Origin of the sequence: Caulobacter sp. BE254, from assembly GCF_031457295.1 — a bacterium.
GTDB lineage: Bacteria > Pseudomonadota > Alphaproteobacteria > Caulobacterales > Caulobacteraceae > Caulobacter.
Genome location: NZ_JAVDWJ010000004.1, coordinates 15,773 through 32,944, shown reverse-complemented (window position 1 = coordinate 32,944; position 17,172 = coordinate 15,773). Strand labels below are relative to the sequence as shown.

The window sequence follows — 17,172 nt, the reverse complement described above, 5'->3', positions numbered from 1 at the left end:
GTCTAGGCGCGGCTAACCTTGGGGAACGCCAGGAAAATTATCGGAAGGCGAACTCGCCCGTCGGAGATCAGGCCGCGTTGGCCGAGTCCGGCGTGCTCTCGGCGGCGGTGACGCGGTTGCGGCCGCCGCGCTTGGAGGTGTAGAGCGCCGCATCGGCCCGTTCCATGACCGAGTGGCCGGTCTCGCCCGGACGACGCTCGGCGAAGCCCGACGAGATGGTGATCGCGCCCAGGTCCTCGTTGGTCGAGCGACGCTTGAGCATGCGCGAGGACACCTCCACGCGGATCTCTTCCAGGGTGCCGGCGACCAGGGCGGCCGACTCGCGCGGGAAGATCATCGCGAACTCCTCGCCGCCGTAGCGGGCCGCGAAGCGGGGCGGGGCGGCGACGCGGCCGATGACGCTGGCGACATAGCGGATGACCTGGTCGCCGGTCTGGTGGCCCCAGGTGTCGTTGAAACCCTTGAAGTGGTCGATGTCGAGCACGGCCAGGCAGAGACTGGCGCCGGCCTCGTCGGCTTCCGAACAGGCGCGGTCCAGCTCCTCGTCAAAGGCCTTGCGGTTGGCCAGGTTGGTCAGGCCGTCGGTGGTGGCGTCGCGGCGGACCTGTTCCAGGTGCTCGCGCAGACGGTCGACCTCGGCGGTGGACTCCGCCAGCCGGGTCTCCAGCGACTTGTTTTCCTTCTGGACGCGGCGGGTGGCCTCGGCCAGGCCGCTGACGACGGTCTTGATCTTGTCGACGTCCTGCGAAGCGTCCAGCTCCTTGGCCGCGCCGTTCAGCGTCTTGCCATAGGTGGCGTTGCTCTTCTGGGCGTCCTGGATGGCCTTGGAGACCGACTCCAGTTCCTTGCTCAGCAGGTCGCCGGCGTCGCGGATCTGTTCGTTCAGCTTGGCCTTGGGCAGGTAGGTGGCGGCCAGCTCTTCGCTGACCAGCTCGGTCAGCGGTTCGCCCAGCGAGATCAGGCGGGTCAGTTCGCGGGCCAGGGCGCCGTCGGGATCGGCGACGAAGTGGGTCCACAGCTCGAAGTTCAACGCGGTCGGCCACACCTGATGACGTTCCATCAGGCTCAGGGCGCGGCCGGCGATCTTGTAGGCCTCAGGGCCGCGCAGCGTGGTCTCGACGTCCGACATCTTAAATTCCCCCAACAGCGCCGCATCGCCCGGATGCGCGCTTGGACGCCCAATCTAGGCCGAAGAGTTCAAACGCCGCGTTAAGAACGAACGGTGTTCTCTTACGTGTCCCCACCAACGTCGGCATTGTTATCATCCACAAGACGAGCCTCCGGGGCGCCCGGAGGACCCTGATCGTGAGCGCGACCGCGAATTTCAACCTGGAATCGTCCAGATCGTCGCTCTTGCGGATTCTCTCCGCTCGAAAGGCCGCGAGCCTGCGACAAAGCGTCCCGACGGCGGAACGTCGCGCCGTCAGGTGGGGACATGTGGTCGTCAGCCCAGCTTCGACGAAATGAACGCGCCGCCGGCGGCTTTACCCGCCGCGATTCCCATGATCGAAAGCCGGGATGGGCCAGACCACGCCGCTGCGGATCGTCGAGGAGACCAGCATCCTGCCCGCGACAGGCGCCGCGGTCTTCGAGCAGGCGACGAGCGCGCCGCAAGGCCCCTTGCGGCTGGAACTGCCGGAGCGGGAAGGGGTGGCGACCGAAGCCTTTGGGCTGGGCGGGCCCGCGCTAGCGGCTTGGCCGTTCGAACATCGCCCGCCCTCCGCTCGAACCGTTTCGCTGTGCCTGACCCGCGATGTCCTGCACCTGCCGGGCTTTGGCGCGATCCTGTCGCCGGACGGGACCGTGCTGAAGGCGTCCGCCCGCGAGGCCCTGGAGCGATGGCCCGACCTGTCGGGCCTGCCCGGCGCCCGGGTGGAGGAGGGCGTCACCCGCCTGGCGATCCCGGACACCCTGCCGACCCTCGATCGAGCGGCCGTGTTCCTGGCCTGGGGCGGCGTCTTCAACTACGGGCACTTCGTGCTCGACTGCCTGCCTTCGCTGGTGGCGCTGGACGAACAGGGGCTGCTGGAGCGCTATCCGCCGATCGCGCCGCCGCTGAAGGCGTGGCAGCGGGACTTGATCGCCATGGCGGTCGGCAAGCCGGTCCGAGAGGTGAAGGCCGATCTGGTCCGCATCGGCGCGGCCGTGCACGCCACCAGCATGGACCACTATCTACATGGTCCGGGAGACCTGCTGGGACGGACGCGGGCGCGGATCCTGGCCAGGGCGCCGGCGCCTCGAACGCGCGGACGACGGGTCTATTTTTCGCGTCGAGGCCATTCGATGCGGGTGATGGTCAACGAGGCCGCGCTGGAGGCGGCGTTGCGCACGCGCGGGTTCGAGATCGTCAGGCCCGAGCGCCTGAGCGTGGCGGACCAGATCCAGTTGATGCAGGAGGTGGACGTCCTGGTCGGGCCGACGGGCGCGGCGATGGCCAACGCCCTGTTCGCGCCGGCGGGCGCCAGGATCGTGGAGATTCAGCCCCAGAACTTCACCAGCCAGTGGGTCTGGGCGGCCAGCCGATGCGCGGAGGCGGAATGGCGCGGCTATGTCTGCGCCTCACCGGTCGACCCGCGGACGGTGGCCTGGCGCCATCGCCTTCGCCGTGGCTTTCGTTTCGGCTACGCGCTCGCGCTGGACGACTTCCTGGCCTTCGTCGACGCGGCGCTCTGAACGAAAAAGGGACACGCGCGCCTCGCGTGTCCCCTTGATCCTAGTCTTCGCTGTCGCTGACCGGCGCCAGGCGCGGTGGGGCGCGCATCAGGAAGGCGGGGGTGTCGTTGCCGAAACCCACAACGCGACGGTCGTCGTCGTCTTCGCGGCCGCGCACCGGCTGGACGCCGCGCACCGGCAGCGGCGTGTTGGCGCGCGCGGGGCGCTCGGCTTCCACGCGTTCAGGGGCGCGTTCCGGAGCGCGCTCGGGACGAGGCGCGCGTTCGGCCTCGACGCGGGGCTGTTCGCTCCGCTCGGGACGGCGATCACGGTCACGGCCGCGTTCGCGGCGAACCGGGCGATCGCCCTCGGCGCGTTCCGGGCGCGGGGCCCGTTCGGCGGCGGGAGCGGCTTCGACGATCGGCTGCTCGGCGACGGCGTCCTGTTCGACGCGCGGCTGGCGGCCGCGGTCGCGCGAGGACCCACCACGATCGCGGCGGGGCTTCTCGCCGGCGGGCGCTTCGACTTCCGGAACCTCGGCGGAGGCGACGACGACCGGAGCGGCTTCGCCGCGCGGCTTGCGCGAACGCGCCGGACGCTTGGCCAGGGCTTCGCCGGGCGCCGAGGGGATCGGCTCGCCGGCGATGGCGGCGCCGAGATTGGCGGCGGCGACGTCCGAGGGCTCGGTCGGGGCGCGGTTGCGATCGCGGTCACGACCCCGTTCGCCGCCACGCGAGCGGTCGCGATCACGGCCGCCGCCGCGCTTACTGTCGCCTTCGCGGCGCACGGTCACCGCGTTGGAGTAGTCCAGGTCGAGCTTTTCTTCCTGCGGGGTCGAGCCGATCAGCTTGACCACCTTGTCGAAGCCCTTGTCGTCGGCGGGGGTCACCAGCATGTAGGTAATGCCCGAACGCCCCGCCCGGCCGGTGCGGCCGATGCGGTGGACATAGTCGTCGGCGTGGTGCGGGACGTCGTAGTTGAAGACGTGGCTGACGGCCGGGATGTCCAGGCCGCGCGCGGCGACATCCGAGGCCACCAGGATCTTCAGGGCGCCCGAACGGAAGTCCGCCAGGGTCTTCATGCGCTGGCTCTGGTCGAGGTCGCCGTGGATCGGAGCGGCGTCGAAGCCGTGGCTCTTCAGCGACTTGGCGACAATGTCGACTTCGGTCTTGCGGTTGCAGAACACGATGCCGGTCTCGATCTGGGCCTTCTCGATCAGGGCCCGCAGCGCCAGGCGCTTGGCCTTGGGATCGGAGGAGGGCACCTTGACCATCAGCTGGGTGATGTTCTCGTTGGTCGTCGCCGGGCGAGCCGCCTCGATCCGCACGGGATCCTTGAGGAACTGCTTGGTCAGGCGGGTGATTTCCGGCGGCATGGTCGCCGAGAAGAACAGAGTCTGCTTCTTGGGCGGCGTCATCTTGAAGATGCGCTCGATGTCCGGAATGAAGCCCATGTCGAGCATGCGGTCGGCTTCGTCGACCACCAGGAACTGCACGCCGGTCATCAGCAGCTTGCCGCGCTCGAAGTGGTCGAGCAGCCGGCCGGGGGTGGCGATCAGCACGTCGACGCCGCGGTCGAGCTTCTTTTCCTGGTCGCCGAACGACACGCCGCCGATCAGCAGCGCCCACGAGAGCTTGGTGCCCTTGGCGTACTTCTCGAAGCTGGAGGCGACCTGATCGGCCAGCTCGCGGGTCGGGGCGATGACCAGGGCGCGCGGCATGCGGGCCTTGGCGCGGCCGTTCATCAGCTTGTCGATCAGGGGCAGGGTGAAGGCGGCGGTCTTGCCGGTGCCCGTCTGGGCGATGCCCAGGACGTCCTGTCCGGCCAGGGCCACCGGGATGGCGGCGGCCTGGATGGGGGTGGCGGTCGTATAGCCGGTGTCGGCGACCGCTTGGAGGGTCGTGGGCGAAAGCCCGAGTTCGGAAAATTCTGTCATGTCATTCTGGCTGAAATTCAGAGCCACCCGTATTTGGGCGAACGGGTGGCGCGGATTCGCCTGACCTGCTCCGAATCTGGGGATAAATAGGCCTTGGCCCGCCAAAGTCAATCGTCGGCGGTTTGCGCGGACAGGGCCGGGCTCAGGTCGCCGCTGGCCGCGACCGCAACGCCCGCAAGGCCCAGCCACGCGGCCATCAGCCGCAGTTCGGCGGCCAGGGCGGCGGGCGTCTCGGCGTTGGCCATGGGCTCGCGATGGGCCGACAGCACCCTGAGCAGGCCGGCCTTGCGGTCGGCCTTGAGGTCGACCCGGGCGGTGATCGCCTCGCCCTGCAGGAACGGCAGCACGTAGTAGCCGTGGGTGCGCTTGGCGGCGGGAGTGTAGATTTCCAGCCGGATCCGGATGTCGAACAAGCGCCCGGCCCGTTCGCGGAACCAGATCAGGTTGTCGAACGGCGAGAGCAGGGCGTTGGCGACGACCTTGCGCGGACGCCGGGCGCCGGGCGCCAGATAGGCCGGCTGGTCCCAGCCCTCGACGGCCACCGGCGTCAGGTCGCCGGCCTCGACCAACTCGGCGACGCCCTGGCGCGCGTCGGCCAGGCCCATGCGGAAATAGTCCCGCAGGTCGCGCTCGGTGGCCACGCCCATGGCCGCGGCCGCGCGGCGCAGCAGGACGCGATGGGCCTGGGCGCGCGAGGGCGTCGGGGCCGACCAGACGGCCTTGGGCAGGACGTCCTGCGGCAGGCCGTAGACGCGCTCGAACGTCCCGCGCCGGGTGGCGGTGGTCAGCTCTCCGGCCCAGAACAGGCATTCGGTCGCCCGTTTGGCCTCGCTCCAGCCCCACCAGCCGCCCTGGCCGCGTTCGCCCAGCTCCAGTTCGCCGGCCGACAGGGGGCCGCGCTCGTGGATGGCCGCCAGCGCCTTGTCGATGAACGGCCGGTGTTCGGCCAGGAACCGAGCGACGCCCTTCCAGACCCCCACGCCCTGGCGGGCGTCCTCCATCCGCCAGCGCAGCAGGGGCTGCAGGTCCAGCGGCATCAGCGAGGCCTCGTGGCCCCAGTATTCGAACAGCACCGGCTTGCGGCCCCAGGCCAGGTCCTCCAGCAAGGCGCGCGGATAGGCGCCCAGGCGCGAGAACAGCGGCAGGTAGTGCGAGCGCGAGACGACGTTGACGCTGTCGATCTGCAGCAGGGCCAAGCGCTCGATCGTGGCGATCAGGTGGCGCCGCGTCGGCTGGACGGGACGGGCGTCGGCGAAGCCCTGGGCGGCCAGGGCGATGCGGCGGGCTTGCTTGTGCGACAGGGTCTCGACCATGGCCCGACTGAGCATGGCCGGGCGTGCGGTGACAAGCCGCCGGGCCGTGCGCTGCTGACGGAGGACGTCACCAAGGTCGGCAAGGCGGCCCCTCCCAGAAAAAGAAAAGCCCCGCCGGACGGGCCGGCGGGGCGTTGCAGGGGAGGGATATTCTCTAGAACCGGTACGAAACCCCGGCCATGTAGGTGGTGCCGTACTTCTGGTAGTCGATGGTGCGGCGCGGATCGGCGTTCTCGTAGGTCTTGAACGGCTCGTCGGTGATGTTGTTGGCCTGCAGCAGGATCGACAGGCCCTCGAGCGGGCCTTGGCGGAACTCGTAGCCGATCTGGGCGTCGAGCACGGACTCGGTGTCGACGGTCCGGTAGATCCGGGCGGCGCTGAGGCCGGCGACCTCGCCCAGGAACTTGCTGCGGTAGCGGTTGCTGATCCGGGCGTTGAAGCCGTTGTTCTCGTAATAGAAGGTGGTGTTGATCACCGTCTTGGACAGGCCCGGCATGTCGATGGGCGCGGTGTTGTCGTCCAGCTTGACCGAGCTGTCGGTATAGGAGCCGCTGATGATCAGGCCGAAGTTGCGCAGCGGCTCGAAGAAGATGTCGCCCTGGATCGAGGCAGACAGTTCGATGCCGCGGATATAGCCGCCCTTGCCGTTCTGCGGCGCCTTGGCCAGGCCCTTGGGGGTGCCCAGCTGCGCTTGCTGGGTCGGCGTCAGCAGCGACAGGAACGGCGAGAAGTCCTCGATGGTCGAGGCGCCGGAGTTCACGAAGTTCGACAGCTTCTTGTAGTAGGCGGCGGCCGAGACATAGGCCGAGCGGCCGAAGTACTTTTCCAGCGACACGTCGACGCCGTCGGCGATGTAGGGCCGCAGCTGGGGATTGCCGCCTTCGGTGCTGAAGTACGACGTGTTCGGGTCGGTCGAGGTGAGGTTCGACAGGTTCTGGTTGAACGACTGGCTGGCGCGCAGTTCGTCCATGCGGGCCCGGGCCAGGGTGCGGGCCGCGCCGAACCGCAGGAAGGTCTCGTTGCTCAGGTCGAACGTCAGGTTCAGGCTGGGCAGGACATAGGTGTATTTGTCGCCGCCGTCGTTGCTGGTCGGATGGGCGGTGTCGGCCGGATTGACCCGCGTGCCGGTCGAGGACTGGTCGGTGTGGACCACCTGCAGGCCGGTGTTGCCGGTGACCGGAATGGATCCGACCGTGCTGTCGATGTCGAACTTGGCGTAGGCGACCTGCACGTCTTCCTTGACCGCCCAGTTACGGGTCTGGACCGCCGGGCTCTGGTCGGCGACCAGGGTGTAGACGCCGTTGTCCAGCAGGTAGGTCGGGTCATAGGCCAGCATGGCCTTGATGCCGATCAGGTCGAGGCTGACCGTGCCGACCAGCGCTTCCTTGGGGATCGGCCGGCTCAGCGGCGCGCCCTGGGCGATGGTGCCGCCGAAGGTCAGGAAGCTTTCGTGCACTTCCTTGGACTTCTCGCGGCGGCTGGCGTTGTAGCCGAACTCGACCTTGTGGATCGGGCCCCAGGCCAGGTCGCGCTTGGCGCTCAGGCGGACGGCGTTCAGCTCGTCCTTGATCGCCGGGGTGTTGTAGAAGCCCGCCTGGGTCACGGCCCCGCCCGTGGCGGCCCCGCCGTTGGCGCCGGCGCCCCAGCCCTGGGGGTCGGTCAGCACGAACAGGGTGGAATTGGTGTAGTCCAGGACCGAGCCGAAGGTGGTGCCCGCGCCCGGCGTGGTGTTGAAGGTCAGGGTGTCGGTGGCGCCGACGCCTGAGGGACCCGTGCCCGAATAGGATTCGAAGATCACGTCGCGACGCTTGGCGTCGGAATGGCTAAGGTCGGCCGCCAGGGTCCAGCCGTTGTCGGTGTCGTAGGCGATGTTCCAGCCGGCCGACTTCAGGGTGGTGTGGCGGGTGTTGAGGTCGTTGCGCATGACCCCCTTCACGCCGGTGTAGGTTCCGTTGGTGATCAGGCCGTCCTGAGCGGTGTAGCCCGGCTGCAGGCTGGCCGAGCTCCAGAACAGCGGCAGCTCGATGCCGCGCAGGATCTGCTTTTCGCGGAACTTCGAATAGTAGAGGTCCAGCGAGCTGCGGAACTTGTCGGTCGGGCTATATTCCAGCACGCCGATCACGCCGGTGCGCTTGAGGTTGTTGGACTGCACGTACGGCTTGGCGCCGCCGATGACGAGATCGCCCGAGGCGGTGGTCGGATAGCCCCAGGCGTTGAAGCGGCGGCTCTGGGTCGGGGTCGAGATGTCGGAGACCGCGACGGCGACGCCCAGGGTGTCGTTCAGGAACTGGTCGACGAAGGTGGCGCTGAGCCGGTGGCCGGTGTCCTTGGCGTCCGGGTTCAGCTTGTCTTCGCTGTTCATCTCGTAGCGAGCATTGGCCGACAGCACCGTCTTGCCGTACTTCAGCGGGCGGATGGTCTGCAGGTCGGCGGTGCCGGCCAGGCCCTGGCCGATCAGGGCGGCGTCGGGGGTCTTGTAGACCAGCACGCCGCTGAGGATTTCCGACGGATACTGGTCGAACTCGACGCCGCGGTTGTCGCCGGTCGAGACCTGCTCGCGGCCGTTCAGCAGCACGGTGTTGTAGTCGGGGCCCAGGCCGCGGATCGAGATCGACTGGGCGCGGCCGTCCAGGCGCTGGGCGGTCAGGCCGGGCAGGCGGGCCAGGGATTCGGCGATCGAGGTGTCGGGCAGCTTGCCGATGTCCTCGGCCGACACGGCCTCGACGATCGAGCTGGAGGACTTCTTCAGGGCGATGGCGTTCTCGATGCCCGCCCGGATGCCGGTGACGGTGATCTCCTCGACGGTGTCGGGGCTCGGCGCGGCGGCGTCCTGGGCGTGGGCGGCGCCGGCGGTCGCCAGCAGCAGGGCCAGGCCCGTGGCGGCTCCGCTCATCAGTCGCGTTCGGCGCGGCGTGGAATTGGTCATCAGAGGCTCCCTCCCAATCGGCTCCCGCGGTTCCGCCGCGGTGATCCAAGTTTCGTTGTGAAAATTACTGCAAATAAATGCCTTCCATTGCAACTGGAAAAATGGACAAAATGTCATGTGCTGCTTTTTCCCTGCGGTAAGCGATAAGTTCGCAGTGGATTTTCCGAGCAAACATGGGTTTCCGGCATGCCGGATGGGTGATTGACACGCTTGCCGTGTTTCTGCAAATTATTGCAAATCAATGGATCGGCAGGCGTTGACCGGTTCTGGAACAAGACAGAGGGGCAGGGGGCTTGGGGATTCGAAGGGCATGGGCGAGTCGATCGGCGAGCGCCGCGTTCGCCGTCGCCATGGCGGTGGGCGGCGGCCTGGCCGAGGCCGCGCCGGCCGTTCGCGCCGCCTATCTCGACCGCCCGCCCCAGGATGAGGTGATCTACTTCGTCCTGCCCGACCGGTTCGCCAACGGCGACACGGCCAATGATCGTGGCGGGCTGGCCGGCGATCGCCTGAAGACCGGCTTCGATCCGACCGACAAGGGTTTCTATCATGGCGGCGACCTCGCCGGCCTGACCGCCCGGCTCGACTACATCCAGGGCCTGGGCGCGACGACCATCTGGCTGGGGCCAATCTTCTGGAACAAGGTTGTCCAGGGGCCGCCGGGCCAGGAGTCCGCCGGCTATCACGGCTACTGGATCACCGACTTCACCGACGTGGACCCGCATTTCGGCACGCGGGCCCAGTTGAAGACCCTGGTCGACGCCGCCCATGCGCGCGGCCTCAAGGTCTATCTCGACATCGTCGCCAACCACACGGCCGACGTGATCCAGTATCGCGACTGCCCCGTCGCCGGCTGCGACTACCGATCCAAGGCCGACTATCCGTTCGTCCGCCAGGGCGGCGTCGCGGGGGCGGCGATCAATGACGGCTTCCTGGGCGACCAGGCCGAGCGGCGGACGGCGGAGAACTTCGCGCGGCTGACGCGGCCCGACTTCGCCTACAGGCCTTACGTCCCCAAGGACGAGGCGAGCGTCAAGAAACCGGCCTGGCTGAACGACCCGATCTGGTACCACAACCGCGGAAACAGCCGCTTCACCGGTGAAAGCTCGACCTATGGCGACTTCTCGGGCCTGGACGACCTGGCCACCGAGAACCCGCGCGTGGTGCAGGGCTTCATCGACATCTACGGCCAGTGGATCGACGACTTCGGGATCGACGGCTACCGGATCGACACCGCCCGCCACGTCAATCCCGAGTTCTGGCGAGCCTTCGTGCCGGCCATGCTGGCCCGCGCCAAGGCCCGGGGGATTCCGAACTTCCACATCTTCGGCGAGGTCGCCGAGACCGAGCCCGGCATGCTGGCCAGGTTCACCCGGGTGGACGGCTATCCGGCCGTGCTCGACTTCGCCTTCCAGGGTGCGGTCGCCGATGTCGTCAACGGCAAGGCCGGGACTGACGTCCTGGCGCACCTGTTCGCGCAGGACGCCCTCTACGAGGGCGGGGAGGCGGCCACGCTGCAGCTGCCGACCTTCCTGGGCAATCACGACATGGGCCGGATCGGCCACTTCGTGCGGCTGGCCCGCCCCGAGGCCTCGGACGAGGAGATCACCCGGCGTGTGCTCCTGGCGCACGCCCTGCTGATGTTCACCCGCGGGGTCCCGGTCCTCTATTACGGCGACGAGCAGGGATTGGTCGGCGAGGGCGGCGACAAGGACGCCCGCCAGGACATGTTCGCGACGACGGTCGCCGCCTACGCCGCCGACCGGCGGGTGGACGGCGGCTCGGCGGCCGGCGATCATTTCGCGACCGACGGCGCGCTCTACCCGGCGATTTCGGCCATGGCCCGGCTGCGGACCGCCGAGCCGGCCCTGCGGCGCGGCCGCCAGGTCGTGCGAGCCGCCGGCGACAAGCCGGGCCTGTTCGCGGTCTCGCGGATGGCGGAGGCCCGCGAGGTGCTGGTGGCGTTCAACACCGGCCTGACGCCGATCACGGCCCAGGTCGAGGTCGATGCGACCTCAAAAGCCTGGCGCTCCGCCCATGGATCTTGCGCGGCGGCCGCCACGGCGCCGGGCAGCTATCGGGTCGAGATCGGCCCGCTCGACTACACGATTTGCGTTTCGGAGACTGGCCAGTGACGGTCGAGACCCTTTCAAAACCGTCCATCGGCCCGGCCCACGACCGCGACTGGTGGCGCGGCGCGGTGATCTACCAGATCTATCCGCGCAGCTTCGCCGACTCCAACGGCGACGGGGTGGGCGACCTGCCCGGCGTCACCGCCCATCTGGAGCACGTGGCCTCGCTGGGCGTGGACGCCATCTGGCTGTCGCCGTTCTTCACCTCGCCGATGAAGGACTTCGGCTACGACGTTTCAAACTACGAGGATGTCGACCCGATCTTCGGGACCCTGGCCGACTTCGATCGCCTGGTCGAGCGGGCTCACGCCCTGGGCCTGAAGGTGATCATCGACCAGGTGTTCTCGCACACCTCCGACCAGCACCCGTGGTTCAAGGCCAGCCGCCAGGACCGCACCAATCCCAAGGCCGACTGGTACGTCTGGGCCGACGCTAAGCCGGACGGCTCGCCGCCCAGCAACTGGCAGTCGGTGTTCGGCGGCCCGTCCTGGACCTGGGACGCGCGCCGTCGCCAGTATTACCTGCACAACTTCCTGTCGGCCCAGCCGGACCTCAACGTCCACAGCCCGCAGGTGCAGGACGCCCTGGTCGCAGCCTCGCGGTTCTGGCTGGAGCGCGGGGTCGACGGCTTCCGCTTCGACGCCATCAACTTCGCCATGCACGACCAGGCCCTGACCGACAACCCGCCGATCCTGGGCGGCGAGGGCAAGCGCACCCGGCCGTTCGATTTCCAGCACCACTTCCACAACCAGTCGCACGACGACATCCCCGCCTTCCTGACCCGGCTGCGCCAACTGGGCGAGTCGTACGGCGGCCGGTTCATGGTCGCCGAGGTCGGGGGCGAGCGGGCCGACAGCGAGATGAAGCTGTACACGCAAGGGCCCGACCGCCTGCACAGCGCCTACGGCTTCCTCTACCTCTACGCCGAGACCCTGGCGCCGGCCCTGATCCGCCAGGGGGCGGCCCTGTGGCCGGGCGGCGAGGGGCAGGGCTGGCCGTCCTGGACCTTCTCCAACCACGACGCGCCGCGGGCGGTGTCGCGCTGGGCCCGGGGCCGCGACCCCAAGGCCTTCGCCGAGATGTCGCTGCTGCTGCTGGTGTCGTTGCGCGGCAACGTCTTCCTCTACCAGGGCGAGGAGCTGGGCCTGCCCCAGGCGCAGGTGCCGTATGACCGGCTGCGCGACCCCGAGGCCATCGCCAACTGGCCCGAGACCCTGGGCCGCGACGGGGCCCGCACGCCGATGCCGTGGATCGCCGTCGCCGCCCATGCCGGCTTCTCCAAGGTCGAGCCCTGGCTGCCGGTTGATCCGGCCCATATCGACCTGGCCGTCGACCGCCAGGAGCGCGACGCCGACTCCACCCTGAACCTGACCCGCCGGGTCGTGGCCCTGCGTCGCCGGCTGCCGGGCCTGCGGACGGGCGACATGACCCTGGTCGACGCTCCCGAGCCCCTGCTGGTCTTCCTGCGCGGCCAGGGCGCGGACCAGGTGCTGTGCGCCTTCAACCTGGGCTTCGAGGCCGCCGATTGGGCCTTGCCGGACGGCTGGCGCGTCGTCGAAGGCGTCAACCTTGGGGAGCAGGGAGCGCTGCCGCCGATGGCTGGCCTGGTGGCGCGGCGAGGTTAGTCGCGGACGGGGACAGCTCTGGGACGGGGACAAGGCGCATGCGCCTGTCCCCAACTCTGGACGCGACTTGACCGCCTCACGCGGCGGGCCGCTGAAGTTCGGGGAGGGACACGGAGCGCCCGGGCGGGGCCCGGAAGCTTTGTAGAAGATACCGTTTCGTCCAGGACCGACGCTCCGCGCAATCGTTGTCCGGGAGCAAGCGGCGGTCGGCGGTGTTGACACCTCGCCGCTCGAAGCCCCCGACGGGCGGGCCGGATCCATGTTCCGCGCTCGCCCAGAACCAGATGGACGAAAGTCGCCCCCTGGCGGAGCCGCCGCCGACGAGCGCGCCCGCTCGAAGGCCTGTGAAGAGTCGATGGCGGTGACCCACAACGGCAGGCCGACACAATCGCTTTACGTAGCCAAATTGTCTGAGTAATGTCGTGGGCGCCTGACGGTGATGGGGGATGGGTGAAACAAGGTCTGTCTCTTGCGCTCGTCTGCCCGGTCGGCGGCGGCGCCGTCGGTCGCCGTGCCGTGAGGGTCAATACCCACAATATGACCTTGATGGCGCGCCGAGTCCGTCGTCCAGACCGAGACTGGCCTGTCCATGCGGCCTTCGTCGGCTAATTAATCAGATAAATAGTCGCGCCAGACAATGGCGTAACCAACCAGACCGAGATTTCGGTTAAACAGGGAGAGAGACAAATGAAGATTCAAGCAGCGCTTCTGGCCGCCGGCAGTCTCATTCTCGCCTCGGCCGCCTCTGCGCAGACCGCCGGCACGCCCATCCTCGCCGCGACGGCGGATTGGACCATCTACAGCGCCGGGCCGCACCGGTCCGTCGACGACGCCAAGGTCGAGGGCGGCAAGGCGGTGGTGGCGCAGGCGACCGGGATGGGCGGCATCTGGGAAGTTGGCGCGATCCGCCCGGTCGATGGCGCAATCGCAAAAGGCGACCATGTCGTAGCGAGCGTCTGGGTAAAATCCGACGTGCCCGCCAAGGTCGTCTTCCGCGTCGAGACACGGACGGCCGCGGCTCGCGTCGGCGAACGTTCCATCGATATCGGGACCGAGTGGTCCCGGCAAACGCTCGATTTCGTGGCTACGGACAATTATCCGGTCGGCGCCACGCAGGTCGCGCTTCTCCTGAATTCGGGGAAGCAAACGATCGATCTCGGACCCGTTTCCGTCGTCGATAAAGGCGGCGAGTAGAATTTTCGATTTCGAACAGGTCGGGCGTCGGTGACGGCGCCCGACCTGGAATAGAAGGGCCGGCGGGCCAAACCCGCCGGCCTTCTTATCGGTAGGTGGATAAAGCTCTCCGACGAGATCCTTGCGCAGGTCCGGCGTTGGAAGCGGACATGCCGCCTAAGGATCGGACTATTTAAATGTTCGCCTTGGGCGAAAGTATGCTGCTAGCGTCCTGCCGACAAGCGGACCTTCATCGGGCCGACCCAATGCGGGGGCATTTCTATCGAGCTGTGATAGTTTGCGACTAGATAAACGCAACGCATGTTGCGGAGAATGGGGGTATCTCACACCTGGGCTGGATATCGGAGGCCGGCGCGTGATGCCGACCTCCGCCATTAGCTAGTACAAAAAGTCGCCCGCCTGCACCGATCCCGCACCGTTTAATTGCAGCAACATATCATTCGTGGCGTCAAGATTTGCGTCGATGAAGACATAAGTCGATCCGCCGGACGAGAGCCAATTCACGCTTGCCGAGCCGATGTGCAACGCGGTGAGATCGATCTTGTCGACCCCGGTCTGGAAGTCGAAGATCGAGTCTGGAGTCGCGACGGTGCTGTCGCTCGTCACGGTGAAGATGAAGCGATCCGCGCCGCCGCCTCCGGCCAGCCAATCGCCGCCGCCGCCGCCCTGGATGGTGTCATTGAGGCCGCCGCCGATCAAGATGTTGAAGTTTGCGTCGCCGACCATGTTGATGCTGGTCACGCCCGCTCCAACGACCAGGTCAGAAGCCTGTATCGGCGCGGTGGAGCCGATTTCCAAATAGGCACCGTCCACCGTGTTGGAGAAGAGGAAGGTCCCTCCGCCGGAGCTGAGCAGCGAAATCGAGATGATGCTGGATATGGCGCTGATGTCGAGGTGGTCGGTTCCGCTCTCGAAATCGTGGAGGATGTCGTAGCCGCTGGCCGCCGAATCTTGCAGCGTCTTATAGAGGAAGGTGTCGGCACCGGTTCCGCCCCAGAGCGCGTCCGCGCCGAGGCCGCCGACCAAGAGGTCGTTTCCGGCGTCGCCATATAGCGAATCCTCACCGCCGATGCCCTCGATCCAGTCGTTGCCGCCTTGGCCATGTACGGTGTCGGCGCCGTTCGCGTTGTAGTTCGCCAGGCCTTCCAACGGATCGCCCAGGATGTGGTTGTCCCCGGCCGTACCAGAGAGATTGTCGTTGAAGTCCGATCCGGTGAGATTGACCACCACGGTCGTATGGGCACTGGTAAGGGTCTGCCATGCGCTGGACGAATGGGAGCCATTGGCAATCTTGTAGACGTCGCCAGCCGCGTCGCCGGTGTTCGCGCTGGTGTTCAGTAGATCGACTGTGAGCCCCGTCGGAGCATTTTCGTAGTCGATCCAGTTGGTCCGGGCACCGAGCACGATCGTGTCGGCGCCGCCTTCCGGAATGAAGGTGTCGGCGGCCTGGGCGCCGTTGACGGCGGTGATCGCCCCGACGAGGACGTCATTGCCGGTCGAGCCCGCATAGCCTTCCGACGGGTCTCCAATCAGAAGGTGGCCTAGGCCGTCATCCACGCTGTAGAGGGTGTCATTATAAGCGCTGCCTTCCAACGACTGCACGTTGGTCCAGGTATCGCCCGTGGCCGCACCGCTGCTGGCGATCGAGGAATCCAAGGAGAGGATCACCGCGCCGGTGTAGGCGTAGGAGATCATATTTCCTACAGGATCGAGAATCGAGTTCTCGGTCCCGCCACCATCGAAGTGGCTGATGCCGTTACCAGCGAAGAAGCTATCGTTGCCCGTGCCACCGACCACCCAGATTGCCGCGGTGGAAGAAAGCTGGCTGACGAACAAGTCGCCATAGTTCGACAGACGGAAGTGATTGACGCCGCTAACCGTGTCGCCAACGGCCCAGCCGGTAGAGCCGCCCAGTTGACCCGCATAGTCGATGATCTGGTGCGTTCGAAATCCGCGAGAGTCGTAGAAGGCGGGTGCGTTCACGTAGCTGACTTCATCGCCAGCACCACCAAAGAAGGCATCTGCGCCCGCGGTGGCCAAAAAAGTCGTCATGAATGGGGCTCTTTCACATGCTCGCTACAGCCTCGCGCCGAAAGGGCGGGAGGCCAGGCGGTGCAGCCTTCCACGGCGGAATTTCACGCGCAATCTCGAACTTGCCACCTGAGGGTGCGTAGAGTTTCAAGATCTTGGTGCAACCTCTTGCGCGCAATCTAACGGATCTCGCAAACGGACCTTCCCACGGTCTTAGTTGGGTCGTAAGCGGCCTCCAGCCAGCCGCCGCCCGCCTCTACCCCCCGCACGACTCGCGGATGATCAGGTCCGTCGGCACGCGTTCGGACCGGCTGGCGCCCTGGCCGCTGGCGTCCAGCAGCTTGGAGACCATCAGCCGGCCGGCCTTGGCGGTGTCTTGCGAGATGGTGCTGAGCGCCGGGCGCGAATAGCGGGCGAACGGCACGTCGTCATAGCCGATCACCGAGACGTCGTCGGGGATCGACCTGCCGGCCTGCTGCAGGGCGCGGATGGCCCCCAGGGCGATCAGGTCCGAGGCGGCGACCACCCCGTCGAACGCCACGCCGCGCTGGATCAGGGAATCGACGCTGGCCTCGGCCGATTCCACCTCGAAATGGGCCGGCACGATCAGTTCGGGATCGACGCCCAGGCCGAACTGCTCGACCGCGTCCAGATAGCCGCGATGGCGCTGCATGGCCTCGGGGGCTTCGGTGTCGCCCAGGAAGACGATGCGCTTGCGGCCCAGGCGGGCCAGGTGCAGCGTGGCGCGCTTGGCGCCCAGCGGATTGTCCGAGCCCACCGAGCAATAGGCCTGGTCGGGCAGCTGCGCGCCCCAGACCACGAAGCGACCCTCGGTCTCGGCCAGGCGGTTGAAGGCGGTGTGCAGCCAGCTCTGGCCCAGGAAGATCACGCCGTCGGCGCGGCTGGTGGTCATGGCCGCCGACAGGTCCTCGAAGCTGGTCGGGGCCACGTGGCTGATCATCAGGTCGCATCCCCGCTCACGCGCCGCCTCGCCGACGCCGGCCAGCAGTTCCAGGAAGAACGGGTCCGACAGCCGGCCCTCGCGGCCCTGCGGGCGGGGCACGACGATGGCGATCGTGCCCTCGGCGCCGATCGGGCCCGCCGGCATGTAGCGGCGGAACGGATAGTCCATCTCGCGCGCCAGCTTCCAGATCAGCTGCTTGGTGCGGGTGTTGACCGCCGGGCTGTCGTTCAGCGCCCGCGAGGCCGTGGAGATCGACACTCCGGCCAGCCTGGCCAGGTCTTCCAGCCGCGTCGCGCCCTTGGTCACTGTCCCGCCCCGCCATCAAAAATCTTGCATGCCGCCGTTGCTGCAAATTTTGCCGCAAATCTTTTCAGGACCTTTGTTAAGGCGCCGCGCCGGTGG

At 67.5% G+C, this 17,172-nt stretch carries 10 protein-coding genes; 4 read left to right on the top strand and 6 right to left on the bottom strand.

What is annotated here, in order from left to right; translation table 11 throughout:
• Positions 1-67 precede the first annotated feature (67 nt).
• Positions 68-1,129 (bottom strand): diguanylate cyclase domain-containing protein, encoded by a 1,062-nt coding sequence (locus tag J2X41_RS09015; RefSeq protein WP_310081289.1) that lies wholly within the window; start codon positions 1,127-1,129, stop codon positions 68-70.
• A 389-nt stretch (positions 1,130-1,518) separates the two neighbouring features.
• On the opposite strand from J2X41_RS09015, the gene J2X41_RS09010 reads away from it, so the two are divergent.
• Positions 1,519-2,673 carry a glycosyltransferase 61 family protein gene (locus J2X41_RS09010; protein ID WP_310081287.1) on the top strand — a complete coding sequence of 385 codons (1,155 nt, stop codon included), beginning with the start codon at positions 1,519-1,521 and terminating at the stop codon, positions 2,671-2,673.
• Between the two features lie 40 nt (positions 2,674-2,713).
• Here J2X41_RS09010 and J2X41_RS09005 read toward each other — a convergent pair whose 3' ends face one another.
• The 3 genes from J2X41_RS09005 to J2X41_RS08995 form a co-directional block, all read right to left on the bottom strand.
• Positions 2,714-4,588 (bottom strand): DEAD/DEAH box helicase, encoded by a 1,875-nt coding sequence (locus J2X41_RS09005; RefSeq protein WP_404979909.1) that lies wholly within the window; start codon positions 4,586-4,588, stop codon positions 2,714-2,716.
• A 107-nt stretch (positions 4,589-4,695) separates the two neighbouring features.
• Positions 4,696-5,901: a winged helix-turn-helix domain-containing protein gene (locus tag J2X41_RS09000; protein ID WP_404979921.1), complete on the bottom strand. Its 1,206-nt coding sequence runs from the start codon at positions 5,899-5,901 to the stop codon at positions 4,696-4,698.
• 154 nt (positions 5,902-6,055) lie between these two features.
• A complete protein-coding gene (locus J2X41_RS08995) occupies positions 6,056-8,827 on the bottom strand; it encodes a TonB-dependent receptor (RefSeq protein ID WP_404979908.1) in 2,772 nt (923 codons plus the stop codon).
• A gap of 350 nt (positions 8,828-9,177) precedes the next feature.
• On the opposite strand from J2X41_RS08995, the gene J2X41_RS08990 reads away from it, so the two are divergent.
• The 3 genes from J2X41_RS08990 to J2X41_RS08980 all read left to right on the top strand — a co-directional run bounded on the left by J2X41_RS08990 (position 9,178) and on the right by J2X41_RS08980 (position 13,775).
• Positions 9,178-10,959: an alpha-amylase family glycosyl hydrolase gene (locus tag J2X41_RS08990; RefSeq protein ID WP_310081282.1), complete on the top strand. Its 1,782-nt coding sequence runs from the start codon at positions 9,178-9,180 to the stop codon at positions 10,957-10,959.
• The gene (locus J2X41_RS08985) at positions 10,956-12,581 is read left to right on the top strand and encodes an alpha-amylase family glycosyl hydrolase (RefSeq protein WP_310081281.1); all 1,626 of its coding nucleotides are present in this window, start codon (positions 10,956-10,958) and stop codon (positions 12,579-12,581) included. The genes J2X41_RS08990 and J2X41_RS08985 overlap by 4 nt, the downstream gene beginning before the upstream one ends.
• A gap of 687 nt (positions 12,582-13,268) precedes the next feature.
• Positions 13,269-13,775 carry a hypothetical protein gene (locus J2X41_RS08980; protein ID WP_310081280.1) on the top strand — a complete coding sequence of 169 codons (507 nt, stop codon included), beginning with the start codon at positions 13,269-13,271 and terminating at the stop codon, positions 13,773-13,775.
• Positions 13,776-14,153: 378 nt separating this feature from the next.
• Here J2X41_RS08980 and J2X41_RS08975 read toward each other — a convergent pair whose 3' ends face one another.
• Together J2X41_RS08975 and J2X41_RS08970 are read right to left on the bottom strand one after the other, a co-directional pair.
• On the bottom strand, positions 14,154-15,827 hold the full coding sequence (locus tag J2X41_RS08975) for a calcium-binding protein (protein ID WP_310081279.1): 1,674 nt from the start codon (positions 15,825-15,827) through the stop codon (positions 14,154-14,156).
• Positions 15,828-16,062: 235 nt separating this feature from the next.
• Positions 16,063-17,076, bottom strand: coding sequence for a LacI family DNA-binding transcriptional regulator (locus tag J2X41_RS08970; RefSeq protein ID WP_310081278.1), 1,014 nt, complete (start codon positions 17,074-17,076; stop codon positions 16,063-16,065).
• Positions 17,077-17,172: the final 96 nt, after the last annotated feature.